The 24,369-nt window shown below is 59.0% G+C and carries 27 protein-coding genes; 13 read left to right on the top strand and 14 right to left on the bottom strand.

Annotated features, from left to right (window positions below):
• Positions 1 to 125 precede the first annotated feature (125 nt).
• Positions 126 to 1,253 carry a cytochrome c oxidase subunit II gene (gene coxB / locus AC07V9_RS17775; RefSeq protein WP_495016974.1) on the bottom strand — a complete coding sequence of 376 codons (1,128 nt, stop codon included), beginning with the start codon at positions 1,251 to 1,253 and terminating at the stop codon, positions 126 to 128.
• Between the two features lie 415 nt (positions 1,254 to 1,668).
• Between coxB and AC07V9_RS17770 the strand changes: the two genes are divergently transcribed.
• Positions 1,669 to 2,319: a hypothetical protein gene (locus AC07V9_RS17770; RefSeq protein ID WP_495016973.1), complete on the top strand. Its 651-nt coding sequence runs from the start codon at positions 1,669 to 1,671 to the stop codon at positions 2,317 to 2,319.
• Positions 2,320 to 2,461: 142 nt separating this feature from the next.
• On the top strand, positions 2,462 to 2,752 hold the full coding sequence (locus AC07V9_RS17765) for a hypothetical protein (RefSeq protein ID WP_495016972.1): 291 nt from the start codon (positions 2,462 to 2,464) through the stop codon (positions 2,750 to 2,752).
• 122 nt (positions 2,753 to 2,874) lie between these two features.
• Here the strand turns inward: AC07V9_RS17765 and AC07V9_RS17760 are convergent, their stop codons facing one another.
• Together AC07V9_RS17760 and prlC are read right to left on the bottom strand one after the other, a co-directional pair.
• Positions 2,875 to 3,162 (bottom strand): YheV family putative zinc ribbon protein, encoded by a 288-nt coding sequence (locus AC07V9_RS17760; RefSeq protein ID WP_495016971.1) that lies wholly within the window; start codon positions 3,160 to 3,162, stop codon positions 2,875 to 2,877.
• On the bottom strand, positions 3,159 to 5,246 hold the full coding sequence (gene prlC / locus AC07V9_RS17755; RefSeq protein WP_495016970.1) for an oligopeptidase A: 2,088 nt from the start codon (positions 5,244 to 5,246) through the stop codon (positions 3,159 to 3,161). The genes AC07V9_RS17760 and prlC overlap by 4 nt, the downstream gene beginning before the upstream one ends.
• A 76-nt stretch (positions 5,247 to 5,322) precedes the next feature.
• Here prlC and AC07V9_RS17750 point away from each other — a divergent pair, with 76 nt between their 5' ends.
• Together AC07V9_RS17750 and AC07V9_RS17745 are read left to right on the top strand one after the other, a co-directional pair.
• Positions 5,323 to 5,868, top strand: a complete 546-nt coding sequence (locus AC07V9_RS17750) for a gamma carbonic anhydrase family protein (protein WP_495016969.1) — start codon at positions 5,323 to 5,325, stop codon at positions 5,866 to 5,868.
• 190 nt (positions 5,869 to 6,058) lie between these two features.
• Entirely contained in the window at positions 6,059 to 6,712 is a 654-nt protein-coding gene (locus AC07V9_RS17745; protein ID WP_495016968.1) for an HAD family hydrolase, read from the top strand.
• A gap of 144 nt (positions 6,713 to 6,856) precedes the next feature.
• Here AC07V9_RS17745 and AC07V9_RS17740 read toward each other — a convergent pair whose 3' ends face one another.
• Complete coding sequence (locus AC07V9_RS17740) at positions 6,857 to 7,921, bottom strand: aminopeptidase (protein WP_495016967.1); 1,065 nt, start codon at positions 7,919 to 7,921, stop codon at positions 6,857 to 6,859.
• A 112-nt stretch (positions 7,922 to 8,033) separates the two neighbouring features.
• Here AC07V9_RS17740 and AC07V9_RS17735 point away from each other — a divergent pair, with 112 nt between their 5' ends.
• Positions 8,034 to 8,450 carry a PA0061/PA0062 family lipoprotein gene (locus AC07V9_RS17735; RefSeq protein WP_495016966.1) on the top strand — a complete coding sequence of 139 codons (417 nt, stop codon included), beginning with the start codon at positions 8,034 to 8,036 and terminating at the stop codon, positions 8,448 to 8,450.
• Between the two features lie 133 nt (positions 8,451 to 8,583).
• Here AC07V9_RS17735 and AC07V9_RS17730 read toward each other — a convergent pair whose 3' ends face one another.
• The gene (locus tag AC07V9_RS17730; RefSeq protein ID WP_495016965.1) at positions 8,584 to 8,817 is read right to left on the bottom strand and encodes a DUF1161 domain-containing protein; all 234 of its coding nucleotides are present in this window, start codon (positions 8,815 to 8,817) and stop codon (positions 8,584 to 8,586) included.
• A gap of 121 nt (positions 8,818 to 8,938) precedes the next feature.
• On the bottom strand, positions 8,939 to 9,370 hold the full coding sequence (locus tag AC07V9_RS17725) for an OsmC family protein (protein ID WP_166593891.1): 432 nt from the start codon (positions 9,368 to 9,370) through the stop codon (positions 8,939 to 8,941).
• 286 nt (positions 9,371 to 9,656) lie between these two features.
• Between AC07V9_RS17725 and AC07V9_RS17720 the strand changes: the two genes are divergently transcribed.
• Positions 9,657 to 10,658 (top strand): LLM class flavin-dependent oxidoreductase, encoded by a 1,002-nt coding sequence (locus tag AC07V9_RS17720; protein WP_495016964.1) that lies wholly within the window; start codon positions 9,657 to 9,659, stop codon positions 10,656 to 10,658.
• Positions 10,659 to 10,932: 274 nt separating this feature from the next.
• On the opposite strand, the gene AC07V9_RS17715 is transcribed toward AC07V9_RS17720, so the two are convergent.
• On the bottom strand, positions 10,933 to 11,157 hold the full coding sequence (locus AC07V9_RS17715) for a DUF1161 domain-containing protein (RefSeq protein ID WP_495016963.1): 225 nt from the start codon (positions 11,155 to 11,157) through the stop codon (positions 10,933 to 10,935).
• A gap of 142 nt (positions 11,158 to 11,299) precedes the next feature.
• The gene (locus AC07V9_RS17710; protein ID WP_495016962.1) at positions 11,300 to 11,515 is read right to left on the bottom strand and encodes a dodecin; all 216 of its coding nucleotides are present in this window, start codon (positions 11,513 to 11,515) and stop codon (positions 11,300 to 11,302) included.
• A 178-nt stretch (positions 11,516 to 11,693) separates the two neighbouring features.
• Between AC07V9_RS17710 and AC07V9_RS17705 the strand changes: the two genes are divergently transcribed.
• Positions 11,694 to 12,020: an ElaB/YgaM/YqjD family protein gene (locus AC07V9_RS17705; RefSeq protein ID WP_166593894.1), complete on the top strand. Its 327-nt coding sequence runs from the start codon at positions 11,694 to 11,696 to the stop codon at positions 12,018 to 12,020.
• 10 nt (positions 12,021 to 12,030) lie between these two features.
• On the opposite strand, the gene AC07V9_RS17700 is transcribed toward AC07V9_RS17705, so the two are convergent.
• Positions 12,031 to 12,930: a LysR family transcriptional regulator gene (locus tag AC07V9_RS17700; protein ID WP_495016961.1), complete on the bottom strand. Its 900-nt coding sequence runs from the start codon at positions 12,928 to 12,930 to the stop codon at positions 12,031 to 12,033.
• 121 nt (positions 12,931 to 13,051) lie between these two features.
• Between AC07V9_RS17700 and trpB the strand changes: the two genes are divergently transcribed.
• The 3 genes from trpB (at position 13,052) to AC07V9_RS17685 (ending at position 15,689) form a co-directional block, all read left to right on the top strand.
• Positions 13,052 to 14,284, top strand: coding sequence for a tryptophan synthase subunit beta (gene trpB, locus AC07V9_RS17695; protein WP_495016960.1), 1,233 nt, complete (start codon positions 13,052 to 13,054; stop codon positions 14,282 to 14,284).
• Entirely contained in the window at positions 14,284 to 15,096 is an 813-nt protein-coding gene (gene trpA / locus AC07V9_RS17690; protein WP_495016959.1) for a tryptophan synthase subunit alpha, read from the top strand. The genes trpB and trpA overlap by 1 nt, the downstream gene beginning before the upstream one ends.
• 125 nt (positions 15,097 to 15,221) lie before the next feature.
• Positions 15,222 to 15,689, top strand: a complete 468-nt coding sequence (locus AC07V9_RS17685; protein ID WP_495016958.1) for an anti-virulence regulator CigR family protein — start codon at positions 15,222 to 15,224, stop codon at positions 15,687 to 15,689.
• Positions 15,690 to 15,827: 138 nt separating this feature from the next.
• Here AC07V9_RS17685 and AC07V9_RS17680 read toward each other — a convergent pair whose 3' ends face one another.
• The 3 genes from AC07V9_RS17680 to AC07V9_RS17670 form a co-directional block, all read right to left on the bottom strand.
• Positions 15,828 to 16,157 (bottom strand): DOPA 4,5-dioxygenase family protein, encoded by a 330-nt coding sequence (locus tag AC07V9_RS17680; protein WP_495016957.1) that lies wholly within the window; start codon positions 16,155 to 16,157, stop codon positions 15,828 to 15,830.
• Positions 16,158 to 16,374: 217 nt separating this feature from the next.
• Positions 16,375 to 17,295, bottom strand: a complete 921-nt coding sequence (locus AC07V9_RS17675) for a hypothetical protein (protein ID WP_495016956.1) — start codon at positions 17,293 to 17,295, stop codon at positions 16,375 to 16,377.
• Positions 17,296 to 17,741: 446 nt separating this feature from the next.
• Positions 17,742 to 18,692, bottom strand: a complete 951-nt coding sequence (locus tag AC07V9_RS17670) for a choline sulfate utilization transcriptional regulator (protein WP_495016955.1) — start codon at positions 18,690 to 18,692, stop codon at positions 17,742 to 17,744.
• Positions 18,693 to 18,806: 114 nt separating this feature from the next.
• On the opposite strand from AC07V9_RS17670, the gene betC reads away from it, so the two are divergent.
• Positions 18,807 to 20,312, top strand: a complete 1,506-nt coding sequence (gene betC, locus AC07V9_RS17665; protein WP_495016954.1) for a choline-sulfatase — start codon at positions 18,807 to 18,809, stop codon at positions 20,310 to 20,312.
• A gap of 38 nt (positions 20,313 to 20,350) precedes the next feature.
• Positions 20,351 to 21,277 (top strand): choline ABC transporter substrate-binding protein, encoded by a 927-nt coding sequence (gene choX / locus AC07V9_RS17660; protein WP_495016953.1) that lies wholly within the window; start codon positions 20,351 to 20,353, stop codon positions 21,275 to 21,277.
• 194 nt (positions 21,278 to 21,471) lie between these two features.
• On the opposite strand, the gene aroE is transcribed toward choX, so the two are convergent.
• Both aroE and hemF read right to left on the bottom strand, forming a co-directional pair.
• The gene (gene aroE, locus AC07V9_RS17655) at positions 21,472 to 22,299 is read right to left on the bottom strand and encodes a shikimate dehydrogenase (protein WP_495016952.1); all 828 of its coding nucleotides are present in this window, start codon (positions 22,297 to 22,299) and stop codon (positions 21,472 to 21,474) included.
• Positions 22,299 to 23,219 (bottom strand): oxygen-dependent coproporphyrinogen oxidase, encoded by a 921-nt coding sequence (hemF, locus tag AC07V9_RS17650; RefSeq protein WP_495016951.1) that lies wholly within the window; start codon positions 23,217 to 23,219, stop codon positions 22,299 to 22,301. The genes aroE and hemF overlap by 1 nt, the downstream gene beginning before the upstream one ends.
• A gap of 158 nt (positions 23,220 to 23,377) precedes the next feature.
• Here hemF and AC07V9_RS17645 point away from each other — a divergent pair, with 158 nt between their 5' ends.
• Positions 23,378 to 24,355, top strand: a complete 978-nt coding sequence (locus AC07V9_RS17645) for an NADPH:quinone reductase (RefSeq protein WP_495016950.1) — start codon at positions 23,378 to 23,380, stop codon at positions 24,353 to 24,355.
• Positions 24,356 to 24,369: the final 14 nt, after the last annotated feature.

The following is a 24,369-nucleotide window of genomic DNA, read 5'->3' as shown; positions in this document are numbered from 1 at the left end:
CACCTCTGTGGGAGCGAATTCATTCGCGATGCGGTGGCCTGGCCGATAGAGATGTGTCGGGTGCACGGCCCTCTCGCGAATGAATTCGCTCCCACAGGTTTTCCGGCGTACGTGCTTCATTGCGTTCATTTCACAGCCGCCTGCTTCAGCGCCAGCACGTCTTTGGGCGTGATCATGTCGCCCTTGTTGTTGCCCCACGCGTTGCGTTCATAGGTGACGACCGCAGCGATATCGACTTCCGACAGCTGCTTGCCGAACGCGGCCATCGCTGTGCCCGCTCGCCCGTTGAACACTGTGTTCAGGTGATCTTCTTTAGGTCCAAGTACGGTTTTCGAGCCCTTGAGTGCCGGGAACATCGGCGGCAGGCCCTGGCCTTCAGCCTGATGACAGGCCACGCAGGTGGTGTGATAAACCTTGTCGCCCTGAGCCACGAGCTCCTCCAGCGTCCAGTCCTTGCTGGTCAGCTCCTTGAGCTTTGCGGCGTCCGCTTTGCGCGCGGCGAGCCAGTTGTCGTAATCGGCCTGGGTTTTGGCCTCGACCACGATCGGCATGAAGCCATGATCCTTGCCGCACAGTTCGGCGCACTGGCCGCGATAGATGCCGGGCTTCTCGATACGGGTCCAGGCCTCGTTGACGAAGCCGGGAATGGCGTCGCGTTTGACCGCAAACGCAGGCACCCACCAGGAATGGATGACGTCAGCGGAGGTCACCAGAAATCGGATCTTCACCCCCACCGGCACCACCAGCGGCTGATCGACCTCCAGCAAGTAGTGCTCGCCCTTGGCTTCCTTGTTGTGGATTTGATCCTGGGGCGTGGTCAGGTTGCTGAAGAACTCCACGTCCTGGCCCAGGTATTTGTAATTCCACTTCCACTGGTATCCGGTCACCTGAATGTCCACTCCCGACTCACTGCTGTCGTACATGCGGATCAGGGTCTTGGTGGCCGGAATCGCCATGACGACGAGGATGAGCAGGGGCACGATGGTCCAGAGGATTTCCACCGTCGTGTTCTCGTGAAATTTGGCCGCCGTCTGTCCGGTGGAGCGGCGATGGATGATCATCGACCAGAACATCGCGCCGAAAACGATGATTCCGATCACCACACAGATCCAGAAAATGGTCATGTGCAGGTCGAAGACTTCGTGACTGACCTCAGTCGCTCCGGGTGCCATATTCGTGGTCCAGGCAGCGCGCACCGGACTGAACATCGACCACAACAGCAGGCCCATCCAGACGTGTGGATGTCGCATCATTGCGGGTTCCCTCTTGTTCTTCTTATTTGCCAGCAGTCATTTCAGGCGGTGTGCAAACGTTGCGGGCGCAAGGTTCACGTTGCCTGTGCGGGCGAGGGAGCGGTCGATACAAGATGCCAAGGAGACCGGGGCCAGGCCTGCGTCACATTCCATTTTCATCAGCACACTCATCACAGAACCGAGTATAGCTACGGCGCAATGGCGCGCACGGGGTGGAGAATCTGGAAATCCAAGCTATACGCACGCGCATCTACTATGAAAAATAGCGGCAAACTTGAAAAAACGTGCGTTTTAATAGCGGATGCACATAACGGTGACGTTGTTATGACAATTACGTCTTAGCCTCTTTGATAAGCCAGCTAACGTATGACTTCCCTATAATGACTGCCCGGTTTTATTGCCCCATGGAGCCTTCATGAACACCGCCGCATTGCGCGAGCAGATCACCCAAGCACAGGAACACGAGACAAAGACCGGCCAGCTACTGCGCCAACTCGAGTTGCAACTTCCCCACCTGCACCCTGCCATCCATCTGCCCGATGTCGATGCGCGAGGGGTATTGGCGCGTTTCGTCGTCGCCTACATTGAACAAGTGCCCGACCTGTTGGACGCCGCCCATCACGTGGCGGTGCAGGCGGGTATCGAAAGCCAGATCAAGCCGGTGCTGAAAATCGCCGAACAGTTCTTCAGCGCCCCGCCTTCGATCATGGAAGGCCACGAAGGTCTCGACAGCCTGCTGGACGAGGCCTATCTGGCCCATCGTCTGGTCGAGGAAGTAAACGACTTGTACATCGTGCACTTTGCCCAGCCGCTGATTCCGGTGAACACTACCGTCGCCAGCGTCATCGCCCATCAGTTGATCGGTGAAACGTTTGCGAACCAGTTGGACGAGGTCGTGCATAACGCCATCGACCAGTTGCTGGATGAAGACAGCTTTTCGCTGGAGTCGGTCGAAGCCTACCGCGACAAACTCGCCAGCCCCGATACGGAAGCCGCCTGGAAACGCTGGCCGAGCCTGTCGCGCCAGTTGGGTGTGGGGCTGGAAATGGAATTGGCGAAAGACTGAAGCAGGATGTGTCCTCAAACGTTCCGTGCCCTCGCAGCGCCGAGAGCACGGGGCATCACTGTCAATACTGACAGTAGACGTGATCAGAGGACGGGAATAGCGTGAATTACCTCAGGATACCTAATCAAGGAAGAGGAGAAATATGGCTTATTTTGAAATTCGTATCTCCAAAGACGATGTCGACGAAGACGACAAACCTGAAGTGTTCGTTGAGTTCTACTATCAGAAAGACACGGCAGTGGGCACGCTGCTCAATCCGGAACTGAAGTCAGCGTCGGTTATTTATTCGTCCAAAGCCAACGGCGTGTACGACACGGTGTCAGACAAGGCTGATCTGGATGGCAGCGGAACCCATGACGAGGCCGACACGAAGATTCTTTTGGATCTGGCAAATGCCTTCGCGAAAGTTTCGTCAAAATCATTCGAAGGCTGACACCATCAGGGGATGACTCAGGGTTGTAGGAGCGCGCTTGCCCGCGATTGCGATCTATCAGTACCGAATGTGTCGGCTGACATGACGCCATCGCGGGCAAGCGCGCTCCTACAAGTCGAGAATCACTGAGGATCGATTGGCTTTTTCAGCTTCGGATTCGGAAAAAACTGCACACCCTGCACCTTTGGGTTGGCCGCTTTGGCCTTCTCCTGATTGACCCGCGTACCCAGTTCTTTCGGGACCGACTGCCCTTGGGCGTTGAGCGTGTCCGAATACCCGCAGTGCACGCATTCGCGGTGCGGGACGTCGTCTTCGCTCCACATCATCAGTTTGTCAGGCTCGCTGCACGCCGGGCAGACAGCCCCGGCGATGAAGCGTTTTTTTGTAACCACATGCGGTGTATCGGTCATGCTGCCGCGTCCTCGCTCAAGCCGCTATGGCGCAAGAGTGCGTCAATCGACGGCTCGCGTCCGCGGAAGTCGACGAACAGCACCATCGGCGCCTGCGAGCCGCCGCGGGCCAAGATCGCCTCGCGGAACGCGCGGCCGGTTTCGGCATTGAGCACGCCTTCTTCTTCGAACTTGGAGAAGGCGTCGGCCGAGAGTACTTCGGCCCATTTATAGCTGTAATAACCCGCCGCGTAACCGCCCGCGAAGATGTGCGCGAAGCTGTTCGGGAAGCGGTTGTACGCCGGTGGGCGCATCACCGACACCTCGTCGCGCACGCCTTCGAGCACTTGCAGCGTGGTGCGACCGTCGCCGTGGGTCGCGTGCAGTTCGAAGTCGAACAGCGAGAACTCCAGCTGACGAACCATCATCAGGCCAGACTGGAAGTTCTTCGCCGCGAGCATTTTTTCCAGCAGATCCTGAGGCAGAGGCTCGCCTGTCTCAAAGTGCCCGGAGATCAGCGCCAGACCTTCCGGTTCCCAGCACCAGTTTTCCATGAACTGGCTCGGCAGCTCGACCGCATCCCACGCCACGCCGTTGATGCCCGACGCGCCCGCGTGCTCGACACGGGTCAGCAGGTGGTGCAGGCCATGGCCGAATTCGTGGAACAGGGTTGTCACTTCGTCATGGGTCAGCAGCGCGGGTTTGCCCGAATCTGCCGGAGTGAAGTTGCACACCAGATTGGCCACCGGGCTTTGCAGCGAGCCTGCCGAGGTGCGGCGGCGATCGCGGGCGCCGTCCATCCATGCGCCGCCACGCTTGTTGGCGCGGGCGTAGAGGTCGAAGAAGAAGCGGCCGACGTGCTGGCCGTTTTCCTTGATCTCGAACAGGCGAACGTCCGGATGCCAGGTGTCGAAGCCTTTCTGCTCGGCGATTTCGATGCCGTACAGTTTTTGCACAATGGCGAACAGGCCGCTCAGCACTTTGTCGATCGGGAAGTAAGCGCGCAAAGCTTCCTGGGAAACGCTGTAGCGCTGCTCGCGCAGTTTTTCGCCGTAGAAACCGCTGTCCCAGCTCTGCAGATCCGGGCAGCCCTGCTCGGCGGCGTAGGCCTTGAGCTGTTGCAGATCCTGCGCGGCGAACGGCTTGCTGCGCTTGGCCAGATCACGTAGGAAACTCAGCACCTGGTCGCTGGATTCGGCCATCTTGGTCGCCAGGCTCAATTCCGAGAAACTCGCGAAACCCAGCAGCTTGGCCAGTTCCTGACGCAGGTCGAGGATCTGTTCCATCACCGGACCGTTGTCGTTCTTGCCGGCATTCGGGCCCTGGTCCGACGCACGGGTGCAGTACGCGGCGTAGACTTCTTCGCGCAGCGCGCGATCGTGGGCGTAGGTCATCACCGCGTAGTAGCTCGGGAATTCCAGCGTGATCAAAAAGCCATCGAGGCCCTTGGCCTGGGCGGCAGCGGCCATTTGCGCCTTCGCTGAATCGGTCAGGCCGGCCAGAGCGGCTTCGTCGGTGACGTGCTTGGTCCAAGCTTGCGTGGCATCGAGCAACTGGTTGGAAAACTGGCTGCCCAGCTCCGACAGCTTGCTTTGCACTTGGGCGTAACGCTTTTGCTGCTCGGGTGGCAGGTCGATGCCCGAGAGGCGGAAATCACGTAGCGAGTGTTCCAGAATGGTCTTCTGCGCAACATCGAAACCGGCGGCTTCCGGGCTGTTGGCCAAAGCTTCAAAAGCCTGGAACAGCTCGCGGTTCTGGCCCATTTCGGTCGAATAGGCGCTCAACGCTGGCAGGCAGGATTCATAGGCTTCGCGCAGTTCGGCGCTGTTGCACACGGCGTTCAGGTGGCTGACCGGGCTCCAGGCAGCGCCCAGGCGATCGTTCAGCTCGTCCATGGCCAGCACCAGCCCAGCCCAGGTAGGCTGCGAACCTTGCTTGGCGAGGAGCTCGGCAATCGCAGCGCGGTTGTCGGCAAGAATCTGGTCAATGGCAGGTTTTACGTGCTCGGCGCGGATCGCCGAGAAAGGTGGCAGGTCGTACGATTGCAAAAGAGGGTTGTTCGCGCTCACGGTTTGGCACCTTGGCTGGAAGAAACACCCGAGCATCTTAATTACAATCGGCGCTGACCGCAGCTATCTAACAGGGATAGCACCGCTATCAGTGCCAGAGAAGGAGCCTATCGTGGCCATTCGCACGTTCCAGAATCACACGCCAGCCCTTGGCGAGCGGGCCTTTGTCGATCATTCGGCGGTTGTCATCGGCGATGTCGAAATCGGCGCCGACAGTTCGGTCTGGCCGCTGACGGTGATTCGCGGCGATATGCACCGCATCCGTATCGGCGCGCGTACCAGCGTGCAGGACGGCAGCGTGTTGCACATCACTCACGCAGGCCCGTTCAACCCGGACGGTTACCCGCTGCTGATCGGCGACGAAGTAACCATCGGCCACAAAGTCATGCTGCATGGTTGCACCATCGGCAGCCGCATCCTCATCGGCATGGGCAGCACAATCATGGACGGCGCGGTGGTGGAGGATGAGGTGATCATCGGCGCCGGCAGCCTGGTGCCGCCGGGCAAGCGTCTGGAAAGCGGCTTTCTGTACGTCGGCCACCCGGTGAAGCAGGCTCGCCCGCTGACGGAAAAGGAAATCGCCTTCTTCCCCTACAGTGCAAGCAACTACGTGAAGCTCAAGGATCAGCATTTGGCTGAAGGTTTCGACAAGCCTTGATTGACAACGTCAATGTCCCTGAACACTGATTAACCTGTGGGAGCGATTTCATTCGCGATACGTCGGTACAGCCAAAAAATATCTATCGGATGTAACGGCCTCTCGCGAATGAATTCGCTCCCACAGCGCTGGTGACTCCCCAAGAGCCGTGTACCTCCAAGACATTCTCTACATGCTTTCGAGAGACAACATGCATTACCAGAATATTCTGTTCGACCTGGACGGCACCCTGACCGATCCGCGCGAAGGCATCACCCGTTCGATTCAGTTCGCCTTGAGCAAATTGGGCATCGACGAGCCGGACATCACGCAGCTTGAGCACTTCATCGGCCCGCCGCTGCTGCAGCAGTTCATGCGCGCCTACGACTTCGACGAAGCCCGTGCCTGGGAGGCGGTGGGTTTTTACCGGGAACGCTTCAAGGTGACCGGGCTGTACGAAAACCTGGTGTTCGATGGGATTTTCGAACTGCTCGATCTGCTGTCCGACCAAGGCCGTACGCTGTTCATCGCGACGTCCAAGCCTTGGGTGTTCGCACATGAAATCGCTCGTCATTTCGACTTCGCCCGCCACTTCAAGCTGATCTACGGCAGCGAACTGGATGGCACGCGCACCGACAAGGTCGAGCTGATTCGGCACTTGCTGGACGAGGAGAAGCTCGACCCCAAGCAGACCCTGATGATCGGCGATCGCAAGCACGACTTGATCGGCGGCAAGCGCAACGGTCTGGATGTGGCGGCGGTGGGGTACGGATTTGGCAGCCGTGAGGAGCTTGAGGCCGAGGCGCCGACGTATCATTTCGAGTCGGTGAAGGCGCTGCATGAGGCGTTTCTCAAATCTCGATAACTCTGATAATGCCGCATCACCTGTGGGAGCTTCTGGAGCTGTGCGACAGTGGCGAATGCGATGTGTCTGTATCTCATGGGGCGACTGACCTGACGCATTCGCTGCCGTCGTAACCTCCGACTTCTCCCACAGGGATCGAGTGACTCAGGACTGCTTCAACAGCCGCTCCAACGCGGCCTTGCGTTCATCCTGAGGCAATGCGCCCATCTTCTCGACAGCGTTAAAGAACGCTGGCCAATCCCCCTTCACCTGCTTGAACAACGCTGCGAACGCCGGCGTCCATTGGTCATACAGCCCGATCGGTAGCAGCCGCGCGTTGTTCATCGGCGCGTACACCCAACTGTCGAAACGCTTGTCGCCACCCCACTGGCTATCGCGCATCTGCTGGTACTCATGGCGCAGACGCTCGAACTCGGCGGCCTTGCGCTGGCGCATGACGTCCGCGCTCAAGGGCTCGGCGTACAAGGCTTTCAGGCGATCCCGGGTGGCGAGCACCAACTGCGTGAGTTGGTCGCGGCGTTGGGTTTCGGATGACATCGTTTCGGCTGGCATCCCACGGGCGGCGCGCCATTGTCGGGTGCCTTCTTCCTCCACGAAGGTCGCGTAGGACTCGTTGAACTCGCTGTCGTCCTTCACATAGAACCGCTGATGCGCCAGTTCGTGGAAGATCAGCGTGGCAAGGCGTTCATCGCCCCAGGTCATCATCGAGCTGATGATCGGATCGTTGAACCACCCCAGCGTCGAATAGGCCTCTACGCCACTGACGTATACATCCTTGCCCTCAAGCTTCCGCAAGGCCGCTTCCCCTCGCGCCGCGCTCTCGTTGTAGTAGCCGCGGTAGGCAACGCAACCGGCGATAGGGAAGCAATGAGTGACCGGGTCAAGGGAAAACTCGCTGGTGGCGAAGACATTCCACACCACGTAGCGACGATGAATGTCGGCGAACAGGCGATAGCTCTGGTTATCGGGCAGGTGCAGGTGCTGGCTGGCGAATTCGCGCGCATGCTGCGACTTGAGCAAGTGCTCGCGCAGTTTTGGGTCGCGCTGGGGATCGGCAATCACCTCCGCCACCGGCTCGCGCGCGCGCAGCAGGGCCAACTGCCCGCTGGCCAATTGCGTGTAATAGGAAAGACTGGAGCAACCGCTGAGGAGTAAAATGGCCAGCATCGGCACGCTGCGCCGCAACCACCAGATGTTCAATCGATTCATGCAGTGGCCTTAATGTCGAAATACATGAAGGGTATCAAAGCCACAGCGTTATGCCGCAGGCACGGCCTCTGACGCAACCCTGCTCTCCACCTGTCTGAATGCGGAGTCCGCCATGCGCCTGCCCCTGTCGATCATTGCCCTGAGTCTGCTGGCCGGATGCGCAGGCCCGCTGCCCACCGTCGATCCGCAACAAGCCTGGGTCGATCTGCACACCTTCACCGGCAAGACGTTGATGTCCGACAAGGTCGACGGCCAGCGCACCGCAGACGGCCGGTATTTCCAGGTGACGCCGGGCAAGCACAAGCTCGAAGTGCGGTATGACTACGAGTACGCGTTCGGCGGCCTTGGAATATCAACGGACATCTACAACGAGCTGACCTGCTACGTGACGGTCACCTACGACCACTTCGAAGCCGGACATCGCTATCGTCTGGACGTGCGCAACATGGCCAACAGCATCGATGCGCAGCTGCGCGATGAGCAGCGCAAGGTGCTGGCAGAAGAAGGTGAAGTTTTTTGCATCCCATAAGGAAGGGTTAACGCGATTGCACGTCTGGGTGATGACCTGTGGAAGCGAATTCATTCGCGATGCGGTGGTACAGTTGGTAGAGATTTGTCGGATTTACCGCCGTCTCGCGAATGAATTCGCTCCCACAGTGGGTTTACCGATCATTCTTCTGATAAATGATCTTTTTCGTGCCGTTTTCGCACGTGCCCACGACCATGTTCTGATCGTGAACCTCTTCATTGCTGACAATCTCAAGGGTGTAGGAGCTGACGTTCTGCGCCTGGATCTTCGCTTCGATCTCGGCCTTGAGCTCCTCGCAGGGTTTGGGAGCGGCGAACACGCTGGTGGTCAGGGCGCTTAGGATGAGGGTGGCGGCAATACGTTTCATGTTCGACTCCTTGACGCCGAGCGATGCGCATCGGCCTTACATCTGACCTTGCCTTGAGTGGCGGGTTCTAAACGCAGATGACCCGCATCGGCGGGTCATCGGGTGTTGCGTCAGCGCGGGATCAGCTCAGCAGCGTGGCATCCAGCGTGATCTTGGCGTTCAGCACTTTGGAGACCGGGCAGCCTTCTTTGGCTTTGGCGGTCAGCTCATCGAACTGCGCTTGCGTGGCGCCTGGCACCTTGGCCTTGAGAATCAAATGCACGGCAGTAATCGAAAAACCTTCGCCGTCCTGATCAAGGGTCACTTCGGCCTGGGTGTCGATGCTGTCGGCTTTGAGGTTCGCGCCGCCGAGGATCATCGACAGGGCCATGGAGAAGCAGCCCGCGTGGGCCGCGCCAATCAGCTCTTCCGGGTTGGTGCCCTTGCCGCCTTCGAAGCGGGCCTTGAAGCCATAAGGCGCTTCGCGCAGCACGCCGGTTTCAGTGGAGATGCTACCGATACCCGATTTCAGGTCGCCTTCCCAATGGGCGGATGCTTTCTTGACGATGCTCATGGTGTCTCCTCATGTAATGAGTGCGAATGCTCGCACGTGGACCAAAAGTCTGAGGAGTGTAGGCGGGACTTAGTTCAACGGTTGTGACGCGCGTGCTTTATTTCGGTTTTTCGAGGAAATAATTCCGACCAAATTAGTAGGAAATTTCCACATGCCCATTGCAACCTCAAAATCCGGCCTTATCCTATGGCTTAACGCAAATATTTAGGCTTAACGCAGGCTTTGCTCTCGCGCCTTTGTCATTTGGGCGCCCGACCCAGCCTCCCAAGAGGATCCACCCCAGCCTATGAAACGCTTAGCTGATGTGAAGATTTCCATGCTCGATCTGGTCCCGGTGCGTGAAGACAAAGGCCCGGCCGTGTCGCTGCACAACTCGCTGGACCTGGCTCAACATGCAGAGAAATGGGGTTACAACCGCTTCTGGGTAGCCGAACACCACAACATGGATGGCATCGCCAGCTCCGCGACCTCGGTGCTGCTGGCGTATCTGGCGGGTGGCACCTCGACCATTCGCGTCGGCTCCGGCGGTGTGATGCTGCCCAATCACGCGCCGCTGGTTATCGCCGAGCAGTTCGGTACCCTGGCGAGCCTGTATCCCGGCCGTATCGACCTCGGTCTGGGCCGTGCTCCGGGTTCCGATCAGATGACCGCTCGCGCCTTGCGCCGTGAACGCTCCGGCAGCGCTGATGACTTCCCCGATGACGTCGCCGAACTGATGAGCTACCTCGGCCCGCGCCAGGCCCATCAACGGGTCATCGCCGTGCCGGGCAGCAACACCAACGTGCCGATCTGGTTGTTGGGTTCGAGCCTGTTCAGCGCCCAGCTGGCGGGTCAGCGTGGCCTGCCCTACGCCTTCGCTTCGCACTTCGCGCCGCGCTACATGCATGAGGCGATCCGCGTCTATCGCAATCACTTCCAGCCGTCCGAAGTGCTCGACAAGCCCTACGTGATGCTCGGCGTGCCTCTGGCCGCAGCCGATACAGACGCAAAGGCCGATTACCTGGTGACCTCGGTCTACCAGCGCATCCTCAACCTGATGCGCGGCCAGAGCCTGATGCAAAAGCCGCCGGTCGAGACCATGAACGGTCTGTGGCTGCCCCATGAGCGCGAAGCGGTAATGGATTTCCTCGGCCTTGCGATGGTGGGCGGCCCCGAGAAGATTCGCGCCAAGCTGGACGTACTCTTGGAGCAAACCGACGCCGATGAGCTGATCTTCACCTGTGACATGTATGAGCATGCCGACCGGCTGCGTTCGTACGAGATTCTGGCGCAGGTGGCCAAGGGCTGATTCACCTGATTGCCGCCTCAAAAATTGAGCACTCAGGGGCAGCCAATAACCTGTAGGAGCGAGCATGCTCACGAATGGCCCAGTACACCCAAAGCAGGTGCAGAGACCGATAGTCCGCATTCGTGAGCAAGCGCACGCCTATAGGGTTCACGCCTATCAAAAACTGTGGGAGCGAATTCATTCGCGAAACCTCGGTACTGCCGATAAACATGAGTCGACTGTACCGTGGCCCCGCGAATGAATTCGCTCCCACAGAAATAGCAGCGGGCCGAAATCAACCGCGCTTGTAGACGATTTCCTTGCTGCCGCCTTCGCAGGTGCCGACGACTTTGCCGTCTGCCGCGCTGCCTTTGTCCACTGCTTCCAGTGTGTAGGACGACACGCCTTTAGCCTTGATCTTCGCGTCGATGTCCGCTTTCACGTCGTCGCACGATTTCCCGGCTGCAAAGGTGGTGCCCGCCATACTCAACAACCCTACCGCCAAAAGAAACTTCTTCATCGGTCACACTCCCTCGTCAGGCGCTTTCAAGCGTAAGAGGCCGCTCCAAGAGCGGCCCGATCACATGTTCCTCGCGTCCGAATTCACGAACGGCGGGGTATGTATAGCGAAGGTTGTGGCATTCAGCCAGCCTAAAAGTTCATCAGCTGTTGTCGATACGGAAGCCCACTTTGATGGTCACCTGAAAGTGCGCCACCTTGCCGTTCTCGATGTGGCCGCGGGTTTCCAGCACCTCGAACCATTCCAGGTGCTTGACGGTTTCCGCCGCTCGGGCGATGGCGTTCTGGATTGCATCGTCGGTGCTGGTCGTGGATGAGCCGACCAGTTCAAGCAATTTGTAAGTGTGATGTTCAGACATGGCAGATCTCCAAGGGGTTTCTAGGGGGGAGCGTCGCGGTGAAAAGTCTCCCTACGTCTGGCGTGAGAAGCGCCCAAAAAGTTCACAAATAACCCTGCGCTAAAACCACACTGCACTTTCTTAGAACCCTGTAGTCGGAAACAACACACGCCACTCATCACTGCAGGAGAGTCAAATCATGGCATTCACGTCATCCCGTAAAGCGTCTTTGCAAAGTATGGAAGCTGAGATCGAGAGTCTGCTCAAGTCGTTGGAGAGCTTGAAGTCGGACGCTTCGGACGAGTCGCGCAAAACCCTGAAGACCCTCAAAGCCAATGCCGAGAGCGCGCTGAGCCACTCGCGCAGCCTGCTGAGCGATGTCTATGAAGACGCCAAGGTGAAGACCCGCGAAGCCAGCGTGGCCACCCGTGACTACGCACAGGAACACCCTTGGACGACTGCCGGTGTTGCCGTCGGCGCGGTCGGTCTACTGGCCGCTTACCTGCTGTGCAAGCGCGGTAACTGATACAACGCGATCAGGCCCGACCCGAATGCGCCAGCTCCTGCCTGAGCCATTGAGCCAGCTGCTGCGCACGCCCGTCGGCTGCGCGTTTAGGTACCCATAACGCCAGTTGCGCCGGGGTTTCGCTGAAACCCCATGGCGCAGCGAGGCGTCCTGCCTTAAGGTCATCGGCCACCAGCGGTTCAGGGGCGATGGCGACACCCAAGCCTGCAACAGCGGCCTCCAGCAAGTAATACAGATGCTCGAAACCCTGACCGTATTTCAGCGCGTCGGGATCAATGCCGTTCTGCTTCGCCCAGCTCGGCCAGGCCTGCAAGCGTGATAGCGTTTGCAGCACCGGCTCGTCCAGCAGCGCAGTGGCGGGCGCATGTCGCAGTGACTCGAATCGAGCAAAGCGTGGGCTCAAGACCGGGCCGATGCGCTCGCTCGCCAGCACGAACACCTGCATGTCGGCGGGCCACGGCGGCTCGGCGAACACCAGCAAGGCGTCGAGACCGGGGCGACGGGGATCGAGATCACCTTCGCCTGCCGACAGGTGCAGGCGCAAGTCCGGCAAGTCGGCGTTTAGTCGGCCCAGGCGAGGAATGAACCAGCGCGCCAGCAAGCTCCCTGAACACCCCAGGACGAACGGCGCATCGGCGTTGCCCTGACTCAACTCGGCGCACACGCTGCGCAGTCGGTCGAACGCCTCGCCACTGGCATCGCGCAGACGAACGCCTGCATCTGTGAGTTTCAGGCCACGCCCGTCCTTGCTGAACAGGCTCACGCCCAAGTGCTCTTCCAACACTTTCAGCTGTCGACTCACCGCGCCGTGGGTGACGTGCAGTTGTGCTGCAGCCTGACTGACGCTGTTCAGGCGGGCAGTGGCTTCGAAGGCGCGCAAGGCATTCAGCGGGGGAAGGTCTCGGCTCATGAGATGTGTGAGTTTTTCTGACGGGTTGAGGCGATCTTATCGGTTTTCATCGGCTTTAGCGCTGGTTAAAGTGTGTTCACTGCCTCATTGGCTCACCTGATTCGTCACCTTGGAGGTTCCTATGTCCCAGACAGAGACCCAGACCCAATACCGCAATGGCCCGGACGATCGCGGCATGTTCGGCGCGTTCGGCGGTCGTTACGTCGCTGAAACCCTGATGCCGCTGATCCTCGACCTGAATCGCGAGTACGAAGCGGCGAAGGAAGACCCTGCATTCCTCAAGGAACTGGCCTACTTCCAGCGCGACTACGTCGGACGTCCAAGCCCGCTGTATTTCGCTGAGCGCCTGACCGAGCACTGCGGCGGCGCGAAGATTTACCTCAAGCGCGAAGAGCTGAACCACACCGGCGCGCACAAGATCAACAACTGCATCGGCCAGATCCTGCTGGCGCGGCGCATGGGCAAGAAACGCATCATCGCCGAGACCGGCGCGGGCATGCACGGCGTGGCGACTGCCACGGTGGCGGCACGTTTCGGTCTGGAATGCGTGATCTACATGGGCACCACTGACATCGAGCGTCAGCAGGCGAACGTGTTCCGCATGAAGCTGCTGGGCGCCACGGTGATCCCGGTCGTGGCCGGTACCGGCACGCTGAAAGACGCGATGAACGAAGCGCTGCGCGACTGGGTGACCAACGTCGAAAGCACCTTTTACCTGATCGGCACTGTGGCCGGTCCCCACCCGTACCCTGCAATGGTTCGAGACTTCCAGGCCGTGATCGGCAAGGAAACCCGCGTGCAACTGCAGGAACAGGAAGGCCGCCTGCCGGACAGCCTGGTGGCGTGCATCGGCGGTGGCTCCAATGCCATGGGCCTGTTCCACCCGTTCCTGGATGACACCACTGTGCGCATCATCGGCGTCGAAGCGGCCGGTCACGGCATCGAGACCGGCAAGCACGCGGCCAGCCTGAACGGCGGCGTGCCGGGCGTGCTGCACGGTAACCGCACCTTCCTGCTGCAGGATAACGACGGCCAGATTATCGACGCCCATTCTATTTCCGCAGGTCTGGATTACCCCGGCATTGGCCCGGAGCACGCGTGGTTGCATGATATCGGTCGCGTCGAATACACCTCGATCACCGACGACGAAGCCCTGGCCGCGTTCCACCAGTGCTGCCGTCTGGAAGGCATAATCCCGGCGCTGGAAAGTGCCCATGCCCTGGCCGAAGTGTTCAAGCGCGCGCCGACGCTGCCAAAAGATCACCTGATGGTCGTCAACCTGTCCGGTCGCGGTGACAAGGACATGCAAACCGTGATGCATCACCTGGATCTGTCCCAGCAGGAGAAACACTGATGAGCCGCCTGCAAACCCGTTTTGCCGAGCTGAAAGAACAAGACCGCGCCGCCCTGGTGACCTTCATCACCGCAGGCGATCCGGCATATGACACCTCGCTGGCGATACTCAAGGGCCTGCCGAAAGCCGGTGCCGACGTGATCGAACTGGGCATGCCCTTCACCGATCCGATGGCCGACGGCCCGGCCATTCAGCTGGCGAACATTCGCGCGCTGGACGCCAGGCAGAACCTAGCGAAAACCCTGCAAATGGTTCGCGAATTCCGCGTCGAAGACAGCCACACCCCGCTGGTGCTGATGGGCTACTACAACCCGATTCACAACTATGGCGTCGAGCGTTTCATCGCTGAAGCACGCGAGTCGGGCGTTGACGGCCTGATCGTGGTCGACCTGCCGCCAGAGCACAACAACGAGCTGTGCGACCCGGCGCAGGATGCCGGTCTGGACTTCATCCGCCTGACCACGCCAACCACCGATGACAAGCGTCTGCCGACGGTTCTGAACGGCAGCTCGGGCTTCGTTTACTACGTCTCGGTGGCGGGTGTCACCGGTGCGGGCTCTGCGACCATCGAACACGTCAAGGAAGCCGTTGCGCGTCTGCGACGTCACTCGGACCTGCCGATCAGCGTCGGTTTCGGCATTCGTACGCCAGAGCAGGCCGCAGCCATCGCCCGCGTGGCGGATGGCGTAGTGGTGGGTTCGGCATTGATCGACCACATCGCCAACGCGCAATCGCCTGACCAGGCCGTGAGCAATGTGTTGAGGCTGTGCTCGCAGCTGTCCGAAGGCGTGCGTAAGGCCCGTGTATCCTGAAGGTAAAGTTCCTGATACAGAGGAATCTGAGCGTTCGTTAACAGACTAAGCAGTACAGCAAAGGGGTTCAGGACCGGGTTCTGAACCCCTTTTTGCTGAATTGAAATTGCTCAGGAGCGCGTTACATGAATGTCTCGAATCGTTTGATCGCCGGGTTAGGCGTGCTGATGCTCAGTGCCAGTGCGCTGGTGCACGCAGCGCCGCCGGATCAACGTGACGGCCACGACGATCACGGCCAGGGTCAGCAGCATCAGGACCACGGCCCGCAAGGTGGACCGCAGGCTAATCGCGGTAACGACCATCGCGCCGACAATCATGGTGGCGGCCGTCCCCCAGCCGATTTTGGCGACGTTCGACGCACGATTCATGAACATCGCGAGGTAATCGGCCGCGGCCAGCCGTTGCCGCCTAACGTGCATATCGTCAAGGGCCATCCGCTGCCACGCGGCTATGGCCGTCGTTTGGACGAGCGCTCGCTGCAATACCTGCCGCGCTACGACGGCTACGAATGGCGCCGCTTGGGCCCGGATGTCGTGCTCGTCGCGATCGGCAGCGGGATTGTGTATGAGATTCTGGAGGGTGTGTTGAACTGAGGCCCCCAGCTACAGAGAGGCAAATCTGTGGGAGCGAATCTATTCGCGTTACGTCGGTACAGCCGAAGATATCTGTCGGATGTATCGCCCTCTCGCGAATGAATTCGCTCCCACAGTTGTATCTGCGCCAGACAACGACTACCTGAACATCCCCACATTCAACTCCCTTACCCCACCCATCCAGATCGCATGCTCGGTGTGATCCGCCAGGTCATTCCCCGTCAGCGGGTGGGTAAACACCACTAGCCCGTTGCGATGCAGCGCCAGGTACAGCATCACATCGGCAAATTGCTCGTGGGAAAATGCCAGCTGGCAACTCCAGTCCGGATGCGGTCCGACGGGCCTTTCATGCACACGCCCCATGCGAATCCCGAACGTCGCCGCAACGGTCTCACACAACGCCCGCGCCTGCTCGATGGTCTGGGCGTCGTAATAAACGTGGGCGTGGTAGCCCTCGATTGATGACATTTGGGTTTTTCCTTCAATAAGGGACGGTATTTAAACGAGCCGATCGGAAACAGAGAGTACCCACGCTTCAAACGTTATAACCGAAGTAAAAGAGCGGCAGGAAAATGTGTCATCTGCCGCTTATCTAGGTTGAGTGGTGTGTTAATCGTAGGTGCATGAATACGTCTTCGCGAAACAAACGCGAAGACGCAGGAGACATTCACTGGCTATCTAATGGTCATTCTAGCCAAAAACTGGGTTTGCTTCCTCCTCCACCGCTTGGCCCATATCCACTGCCGGGATGGCCCTGATGAGTGGTCGGAGGAGGAAGCCGAGGCCTTTTCCGAGGTTTATATTTCGGAGGAACGGGTGCTTGCGGAGCGCTCGGAATTGGAGGCGGTGCAGTCACAACATTGGGTGTCGGCAATGGAGTTGGCGTTGGCGGAGGTGCCCAAGAGGGGATTGCGATTCCTGAAGGTATGGGTCCCAAGACGTTATCGGATATATCTTTAAAAAGAACACCAATGCGATCAGCCACCATTCCAGCTGTGCCATTTAGCACCTCCGCAGTCATCGAAGGTGTGTCCACTCGTGCACGCCAATTCTGTGCAACGGCTTTGATCTCTGTGTTACCAATGACAGATGCAGTTGCCATGAGATTTTCCGTCTTCACTAAAATAGCGGCTTCAGCAATCGGGTCACCCGCGGAAAGCAGTATTTCAGACCAATAGCGCTCTCGCATCGCATCGTTTGCGATGACAGTGAACACAGAGTTCAGTGTCCAGGCATCTGGTGAAAGACGATAAGTACCAAAAGCTTTATTGTGAAAGTCCCATGCCTCGCGGTAGTTGATATCCCGATTAACGACACCTTGGCTCTTGAACTGAGCGGTAGGCGCATCTAGATAGCCACGGGCCATTTTAGTGTAGATAAAATTCAGGGTATCACCTGATACAACGATCCCCTCACGCTCTGCGGTAGCCTTCATAAAGCCCACGGCAGCGGCACCAGAAGCAGAGTTTTGACTAACCACATTTTCCGCCAAGATGGCGTAACTGTAACCTTTAAGCTGAAGGACTGCGTACATGGAGGATACGGAGTCGTATGTGAGCAAAATATCTAAAGTTTTCAGATCTTGCTGGGATAGATTTTGCGGCATCATAAATTCCCTATAGTAAACCCTAACAATTTTTATCAAAGAAGCCAGCCGAAGCTATAAAATCCGATGAAGTAGAGACTTAGGTAGACGATAAGTGCCAATCGGATAGTATTAAGGCAAACATTTATGAACTTTCTATGGACTCGTTCGCCCAATCATCTCCAACTCGAGATAGAGGATATTTTTATATCAAGCAGTATCAGCCGTAACTGAGGTCGCATAAGCACTCCTTCAAACCTGTCTTCGCTCTAACTGGGAGGCAAATTCACCATGCCCTCTAACTTTCATCTGATTTCGAGAGAAGAAGTAACCCTTATTTAAGAAAAGAGTAAACCCGGCCCCGTCTGATAAAGCAGTAGGATGTTTCGCCGTTGCCGATTGAGCATGTGAACGATCAAGCCCCTATTTCAGCGTCAAGGCTCGGAACAGATACAGCTAAGGGAACGTCACACCGCGATGGACGGTAACGGCTTGCCCACCAATAAATCCCCACTTAAAGCCTGCTCACTTTTCAACCAATCGACAAACCGCTGCATGATCTGCACCCGCCGTTTGCGTTGCGGCAGCACGATGTAATAGCCGTACGCCGAGATGGCGGTGGCCTCGATCGGCCGACATAGCAGCCCCTGATCCAACAGCTCATCCACCAAATGCCGCCACCCAATCGCTACGCCCTGGCCGCCAATCGCCGCCTGAATCAGCAACGTGTAATTGTCGAATCGAAGCTGCCCCGGTGCAGGGGCTTGAGCGATGCCGAGAGCGCGAAACACGCCGCCCCAATCGAACCAGTTGTTGCCCCCTTCACCCCGTAAATGCAGCAGCGGGAATTCTTTCAGTGCTTCGGGTCGCAGCGGCAGGTCCCGCCCGGCCAGCAACTTGGGGCTGCACACCGGGAACACCTCTTCGCTGAACAGCCAGTGGCTTTCGCCCTGCTTGAAACGCCCGTCACCAAACAACACCGCCACATCGATGTCCGCGCGCAGCATGCTATGGCTGCGTTCGCTGGTTACCAGACTGACGTCGACGTCGGGGTTGTCCTTGTGAAAGCGATGCAGACGAGGCATCAGCCAGTAGGCCGCGAAGGCAAAGTCGGTCGCGACCTGCAACACCTCATGCTGATGCTGCTCGGTGATGAGGTTCAGCCCGGCATCCATCGACTGCAACCCGGCCTGCACATGGTTGAACAGAATCTCCCCGGCGTCGGTCAGTTCGATGCCGCGATAAATGCGATCGAACAGGCGCGTTGCCAGTTGTTCTTCTAACCTTTTGATTTGCTGGCTAATGGCCGGTTGGGTGGTCCCCAGTTCGATGGCCGCTGCCGTGAAACTGCGCAATCGGGCGGCCGCTTCGAAGCCACGAAGCAAGTCCAACGACATGTCACCGAGGGATTCAAACATAAGCGTGGCTTATCCTAGGCATTGTGTTTTATGGGCTTTACCACTGTTCCCATGGGTCTCATTCTCTGGAACAGCAATTTCGCATAAATATTCACTATGGAATGCCGCGAAGACATGAAGCGCAAGAACATTCTTTTCATCATGGCCGATCAAATGGCCGCGCCGATGTTGCCGATTTACGCCTCGTCTCCAATCAAAATGCCTAATTTGAGCCGCCTCGCCGCTGAAGGCGTGGTGTTCGACGCTGCTTACTGCAACAGCCCGCTGTGTGCACCGTCGCGTTTTACTTTGGTCAGTGGTCAGCTGCCGAGCAAGATCGGCGCCTATGACAACGCAGCCGATTTCCCCGCTGACGTTCCGACCTACGCCCATTACCTGCGTCGTCTCGGCTATCGCACCGCGCTGTCGGGCAAGATGCATTTCTGCGGCCCTGATCAGCTGCACGGTTACGAAGAGCGCCTGACCAGCGACATTTACCCCGCCGACTATGGCTGGGCGGTGAACTGGGACGAGCCGGACGTGCGCCCGACTTGGTATCACAACATGTCGTCGGTGCTGCAGGCCGGCCCGTGCGTGCGCACCAATCAGCTCGATTTCGACGAAGAGGTGGTCTTCAAGGCCCAGCAATACCTGTTCGACCATGTGCGCGAGGACGGCGATCAGCCGTTCTGCCTGACCGTGTCGATGACCCACCCCCACGACCCGTACACCATTCCCAAGGAATTCTGGAATCTCTACAACGACGACGAGATTCCGATGCCGCCTGCGCCCCCTGCCCAGGCCGATCAAGACCCGCATTCCCAGCGCCTGCTCAAGGTCTATGACCTGTGGGACAAGCCGCTGCCCGAAAACAAGATTCGTGACGCCCGCCGAGCGTACTTCGGCGCGTGCAGCTACATCGATGACAACGTCGGCAAGCTGCTGAAGACCCTCGAAGACACAGGGCTGGCTGACGACACCATCATCGTCTTCTCGGGCGACCATGGCGACATGCTCGGCGAGCGCGGCCTCTGGTACAAAATGCACTGGTTCGAAATGTCCGCCCGCGTACCTCTGCTGGTGTACGCTCCGGGGCAATTCAAGGCTGGCCGCGTGAAGGCTGCGGTGTCCACCGCCGATTTGTTGCCGACGTTCGTCGCGCTGGCTGAGGGCACGCTGGAGGCTGGTCTGCCTCTGGACGGTCGCTCGCTGCTGCCGCACCTGCAAGGCGAAGGCGGCCACGACGAAGTGTTCGGCGAGTACATGGCCGAAGGCACCAACAGCCCGCTGATGATGATCCGTCGCGGCGCCTACAAATTCATCTATTCGGAACAGGACCCATGTCTGCTGTATGACGTGTACAACGATCCGAAGGAGCAGGAGGAGCTGAGCCATTCAGAGGCTCATCGCGACTTGTTCAATGCGTTTCTCGCTGAGGCGAAGGCCAAGTGGGACATCAAGGCGATACACCACCAGGTGCTCGCCAGCCAGCGTCGTCGGCGTTTCGTGGCCGAATCGCTGGCCCTCGGCAAGCTGAAGAGTTGGGATCACCAGCCGGTGGTAGACGCCAGTCAGCAATACATGCGCAACCATATCGATCTCGACGATCTGGAGCGCAAGGCCCGTTATCCACAACCTTGAACCCTGCCAACACCTAGAAAACCAAAAAGGGGCACACCATGAAGAAGTTGTTCACAACGCTGGCGTTTGCGGTGATGAGCTTGAGCAGCGTCGTTGCATATGCCGCTGACGCAAGCTGCAGTACGGTCAGGATGGCCGATCCAGGTTGGAGCGACATCGCCGCAACCAATGCCACGGCGGGCTTTTTGCTCGATGGCATGGGTTACAAGACCAAGGTCGATACGCTGGCAGTGCCGATTGCCTATGGTGGTCTCAAAGACGGCCAGATGGACGTTTTCCTCGGCAACTGGATGCCTGCGCAGCAGGGCTTCTATGACAAATTCATCGCCACGGGCGACGTGACCCAGTACGCGAAGAACCTGGAAGGCACGGAGTTCACCCTCGCCGTCCCGGACTATGTCTACGACGCGGGCGTGCACAATTTCGCCGACCTGAACACATTCGCCGACAAGTTCCACAAGAAAATCTACGGCATCGGTTCGGGGGCTCCGGCCAACGCGTCGATTCAGGAGATCATCAAGAAGAACGAGTTCGAGCTGGGCGACTGGAAGCTGGTCGAATCCAGCGAACAAGCGATGCTGGCCGAAGTGCAACGCAACGTGAAGAAGAAGGAATTCGTGGTCTTCCTCGGCTGGACGCCGCACCCGATGAACGTGCAGATCAAAGGGATGCACTACCTCAAGGGCGGTGAGAAATACTTCGGTGACACCGGCAGCGTCTACACCGTGACCCGTAAGGGCTACGCCGACGCGTGCCCGAACGTGGCCAAACTGTTCTCCAACCTGACGTTCACCCAGGAAATGGAAAACAGCATCATGAAAGAAGTCGCCGACAAGAAGATCAGCAACACCGACGCGGTGAAGGCCTGGGTCAAGGCCAATCCTGCCGTACTCGAGAAGTGGCTCGACGGCGTAAAAACCATCGACGACAAGGATGCGCTGCCAGCGGTCAAGGCCAAGCTGTAAGCGTACTCCAGGCCTTGGGATCGATATGATCTCAAGGCCGCTGACTGACCTGTGGGAGCGAATTCATTCGCGAAACGACGGCACAGGCGACAGAAATGTGTCGGATGTAACGGCGAATCGCGAATGAATTCGCTCCCACGCTGGATCTCCAGCATCAGGTATATCGGCGACCGCCAGCAGCACCCACTGCTTAATCAACCCTCAGCCATCAATCGCCGCAACTCGGCCAGCACCGGTGCTGAGTCTGGGCGCACGCCGCGCCACAAGAAGAAGGCCTCCGCCGCCTGCTCCACCAGCATCCCCAGACCGTCCACCGCCTGCCCGGCTTGATGCTCCGTGGCCCAGCGGCAGAACGCCGTCGGCTCCTTGGCGTACATCATGTCGTAGCAGAACGTTTCGCCCGCCTGAATCAGGCTCGGTGAAATCGGCGGCAGCTCACCCGACAGGCTCGCTGACGTGGCGTTGATGATGATGTCGAACGGCTCTTCCAGCCAGTCATAGCCAGCAGGCAAAACCGGCCCCAGCTCCATGAACGCCTGCGCCAGTTGCTCGGCCTTCTCTACCGTACGGTTGGCGATGACCAGTACGTAAGGCTCTTCAGCCAATATCGGCTCCAGCGCACCGCGTACGGCACCGCCGGCACCCAGCAGGAGGATGCGTTTGTCCTTGAGGGTGACCCCGTGATTGACCTTCAGATCCCGCACCAGCCCGGCACCGTCGGTGTTGTCGCCCAGCAGGCTGCCATCCGCCTGCCGCGCCAGGGTGTTCACCGCGCCTGCGCGCCGGCCGCGTTCGGTGAGTTGGTCGGCCATGCGATAGGCCTCTTCCTTGAACGGCACGGTGACGTTGGCGCCACGACCGGTCTCGAAGAAATGCTTGGCGAAGGCCGTGAAGCGATCCAGTGGCGCCAGCGCTGTCTGATAATCCAGCGATTCGCCAGTCTGCTCGGCGAACAGGCGATGAATCAGCGGCGATTTGCTGTGAGCGATGGGGTTACCGAAAACAACGTATTGATCAGTCATTACTGGGCGTCCTCGGCTAGCCAGTCGCGGTCTTGCAGGAAGTATTCAGTCAGGCGCGCTTCTTCACTGCCTGGCGCGGCCTTCCAGTCGTAGCCCCAGCGCACCTGAGGCGGCAGAGACATGAGGATCGATTCGGTACGCCCGCCCGATTGCAGGCCGAACAGCGTGCCGCGGTCGTAGACCAGGTTGAACTCGACGTAGCGGCCACGGCGGAATTCCTGGAATTCGCGCTGCTGTGGCGTGTAACGCGTGGCCTTGCGGCGCTGCACGATCGGCAGGTAAGCATCGACGAAGGCGTCACCAATGGCGCGCAAGAAGGCGAAACTGGTGTCGAAGTCCCACTCGTTCAGGTCATCGAAGAACAGGCCGCCGACGCCGCGCGGCTCGTTGCGGTGCTTGATGTGGAAGTAGCGATCGCACCAGGCCTTGTAGCGCGGGTAAACGTCCGCCCCGAACGGCGCACAGGCCTGCTCGGCGACGCGGTGCCAGTGAACGCAGTCTTCTTCGACGCCGTAATAAGGCGTCAGGTCGAAGCCGCCGCCAAACCACCAGACCGGCTCCTCGCCTTCCTTTTCGGCGATGAAGAAACGCACGTTGGCGTGGGAGGTCGGAATGTGTGGGTTGTGCGGATGCATGACCAGCGACACACCCAGGGCCTCGAAGCCGCGACCGGCGAGCTCCGGGCGATGGGCGCTGGCCGAAGGTGGCAGGCCGCTGCCGAAGACGTGGGAAAAGTTGACGCCGCCCTTCTCGAAGACGTCGCCGTTCTCGATCACGCGGGTGCGTCCGCCGCCGCCGGCCGGGCGTTCCCAGGCGTCTTCGACGAAGCGGGCGCTGCCGTCCTCGTGCTCAAGAGCGGCGCAGATCCGGTTTTGCAGATCCAGCAGGTAGGCTTTGACGGCGTCAGTTCGAAAGGACATGGCAGTACCTTGTAGTCACGGTGCTTCGAAATTGGCGCGTAGCATACACCTGCCAGCCCCGCGCCGCAGTTGACGAAGACCGAACGAAGGAGTCCGATAGGGCCTTTTACGACATCCAGTTTTGTTCCAGCAGTTTCGATCCATGACGGAGAATGCAAATGGCAAAGCGTATCCAGTTCCGCGCTCACGGCGGCCCTGAAGTCCTCGAATACGTTGATTTCGAACCGGCCAAGCCAGGCCCGAACGACGTGCTCGTGCGCAACAAAGCGATTGGCGTCAATTTCATCGAAACCTATTTCCGCACCGGCCTCTATCCCGTTGCTGCGATGCCGTCGGGCTTGGGTAACGAAGGCGCAGGCATCGTCGAAGCGGTGGGCAGCGAGGTCACTCACGTCAAGGTCGGCGACCGCGTGGGCTATGGCACCGGGCCTTTGGGCAGCTATGCCGAACTGCACCTGACGCCCGCCGCCAATATCGTCAAGCTGCCCGACGACATCAGCTTCGAGCAGGCCGCGGCGATCATGCTCAAGGGCCTGACCGTGCAGTACCTGTTCCGCCAGACCTACGAAATCCGCCCTGAAGAAACCATTCTGTTCCACGCCGCTGCCGGTGGCGTCGGCTCCATTGCCTGCCAATGGGCCAAGGCGGTGGGCGTAAAACTGATCGGCACCGTCAGCTCCCCGGAAAAAGCCGCCCACGCCAAAGCCAACGGCGCCTGGGAAGTCATCGATTACAGCAAGGAAGACGTCGCCAAGCGCGTGCTTGAGCTGACTGACGGCAAGAAAGTGGCCGTCGTGTATGACGGCGTCGGCAAGGACACCTGGGAAACGTCGCTGGATTGCCTGGAATTGCGCGGCCTGCTGGTCAGCTTCGGCAACGCCTCAGGCGCAGTCACCGGGGTGAACCTGGGCGTTTTGGCGCAGAAGGGTTCGCTGTACGTGACCCGTCCGACGCTGGGCTCCTACGCCAACAGCCCCGACGCGCTGCAGGCGATGGCCGACGAGGTGTTCGCGATGGTCAGTAGTGGCAAGGTGAAGGTCGATGAACTGCGCAAGTTCGACCTCAAAGACGCTGCCAAGGCGCACACCGAGCTGTCGGGACGACGCACTACGGGTTCGATCATTCTGGTGCCTTGAGTTCCTGTGATCCC

Source organism: Pseudomonas sp. GW821-FHT02A11, from assembly GCF_059421985.1.
This window is presented reverse-complemented; position numbering and strand designations above follow the sequence as displayed.

Excerpts from the sequence above, each read along its gene's own strand:
- coxB (WP_495016974.1), bottom strand. The coding sequence starts at position 1,253 with ATGATGCGACATCCACACGTCTGGATGGGCCTGCTGTTGTGGTCGATG.
- AC07V9_RS17770 (WP_495016973.1), top strand. The coding sequence starts at position 1,669 with ATGAACACCGCCGCATTGCGCGAGCAGATCACCCAAGCACAGGAACAC.
- AC07V9_RS17765 (WP_495016972.1), top strand. The coding sequence starts at position 2,462 with ATGGCTTATTTTGAAATTCGTATCTCCAAAGACGATGTCGACGAAGAC.
- AC07V9_RS17760 (WP_495016971.1), bottom strand. The coding sequence starts at position 3,162 with ATGACCGATACACCGCATGTGGTTACAAAAAAACGCTTCATCGCCGGG.
- prlC (WP_495016970.1), bottom strand. The coding sequence starts at position 5,246 with ATGCTCGGGTGTTTCTTCCAGCCAAGGTGCCAAACCGTGAGCGCGAAC.
- AC07V9_RS17745 (WP_495016968.1), top strand. The coding sequence starts at position 6,059 with ATGCATTACCAGAATATTCTGTTCGACCTGGACGGCACCCTGACCGAT.
- AC07V9_RS17740 (WP_495016967.1), bottom strand. The coding sequence starts at position 7,921 with ATGAATCGATTGAACATCTGGTGGTTGCGGCGCAGCGTGCCGATGCTG.
- AC07V9_RS17735 (WP_495016966.1), top strand. The coding sequence starts at position 8,034 with ATGCGCCTGCCCCTGTCGATCATTGCCCTGAGTCTGCTGGCCGGATGC.
- AC07V9_RS17730 (WP_495016965.1), bottom strand. The coding sequence starts at position 8,817 with ATGAAACGTATTGCCGCCACCCTCATCCTAAGCGCCCTGACCACCAGC.
- AC07V9_RS17725 (WP_166593891.1), bottom strand. The coding sequence starts at position 9,370 with ATGAGCATCGTCAAGAAAGCATCCGCCCATTGGGAAGGCGACCTGAAA.
- AC07V9_RS17720 (WP_495016964.1), top strand. The coding sequence starts at position 9,657 with ATGAAACGCTTAGCTGATGTGAAGATTTCCATGCTCGATCTGGTCCCG.
- AC07V9_RS17715 (WP_495016963.1), bottom strand. The coding sequence starts at position 11,157 with ATGAAGAAGTTTCTTTTGGCGGTAGGGTTGTTGAGTATGGCGGGCACC.
- AC07V9_RS17710 (WP_495016962.1), bottom strand. The coding sequence starts at position 11,515 with ATGTCTGAACATCACACTTACAAATTGCTTGAACTGGTCGGCTCATCC.
- AC07V9_RS17705 (WP_166593894.1), top strand. The coding sequence starts at position 11,694 with ATGGCATTCACGTCATCCCGTAAAGCGTCTTTGCAAAGTATGGAAGCT.
- AC07V9_RS17700 (WP_495016961.1), bottom strand. The coding sequence starts at position 12,930 with ATGAGCCGAGACCTTCCCCCGCTGAATGCCTTGCGCGCCTTCGAAGCC.
- trpB (WP_495016960.1), top strand. The coding sequence starts at position 13,052 with ATGTCCCAGACAGAGACCCAGACCCAATACCGCAATGGCCCGGACGAT.
- trpA (WP_495016959.1), top strand. The coding sequence starts at position 14,284 with ATGAGCCGCCTGCAAACCCGTTTTGCCGAGCTGAAAGAACAAGACCGC.
- AC07V9_RS17685 (WP_495016958.1), top strand. The coding sequence starts at position 15,222 with ATGAATGTCTCGAATCGTTTGATCGCCGGGTTAGGCGTGCTGATGCTC.
- AC07V9_RS17680 (WP_495016957.1), bottom strand. The coding sequence starts at position 16,157 with ATGTCATCAATCGAGGGCTACCACGCCCACGTTTATTACGACGCCCAG.
- AC07V9_RS17675 (WP_495016956.1), bottom strand. The coding sequence starts at position 17,295 with ATGCCGCAAAATCTATCCCAGCAAGATCTGAAAACTTTAGATATTTTG.
- AC07V9_RS17670 (WP_495016955.1), bottom strand. The coding sequence starts at position 18,692 with ATGTTTGAATCCCTCGGTGACATGTCGTTGGACTTGCTTCGTGGCTTC.
- betC (WP_495016954.1), top strand. The coding sequence starts at position 18,807 with ATGAAGCGCAAGAACATTCTTTTCATCATGGCCGATCAAATGGCCGCG.
- choX (WP_495016953.1), top strand. The coding sequence starts at position 20,351 with ATGAAGAAGTTGTTCACAACGCTGGCGTTTGCGGTGATGAGCTTGAGC.
- aroE (WP_495016952.1), bottom strand. The coding sequence starts at position 22,299 with ATGACTGATCAATACGTTGTTTTCGGTAACCCCATCGCTCACAGCAAA.
- hemF (WP_495016951.1), bottom strand. The coding sequence starts at position 23,219 with ATGTCCTTTCGAACTGACGCCGTCAAAGCCTACCTGCTGGATCTGCAA.
- AC07V9_RS17645 (WP_495016950.1), top strand. The coding sequence starts at position 23,378 with ATGGCAAAGCGTATCCAGTTCCGCGCTCACGGCGGCCCTGAAGTCCTC.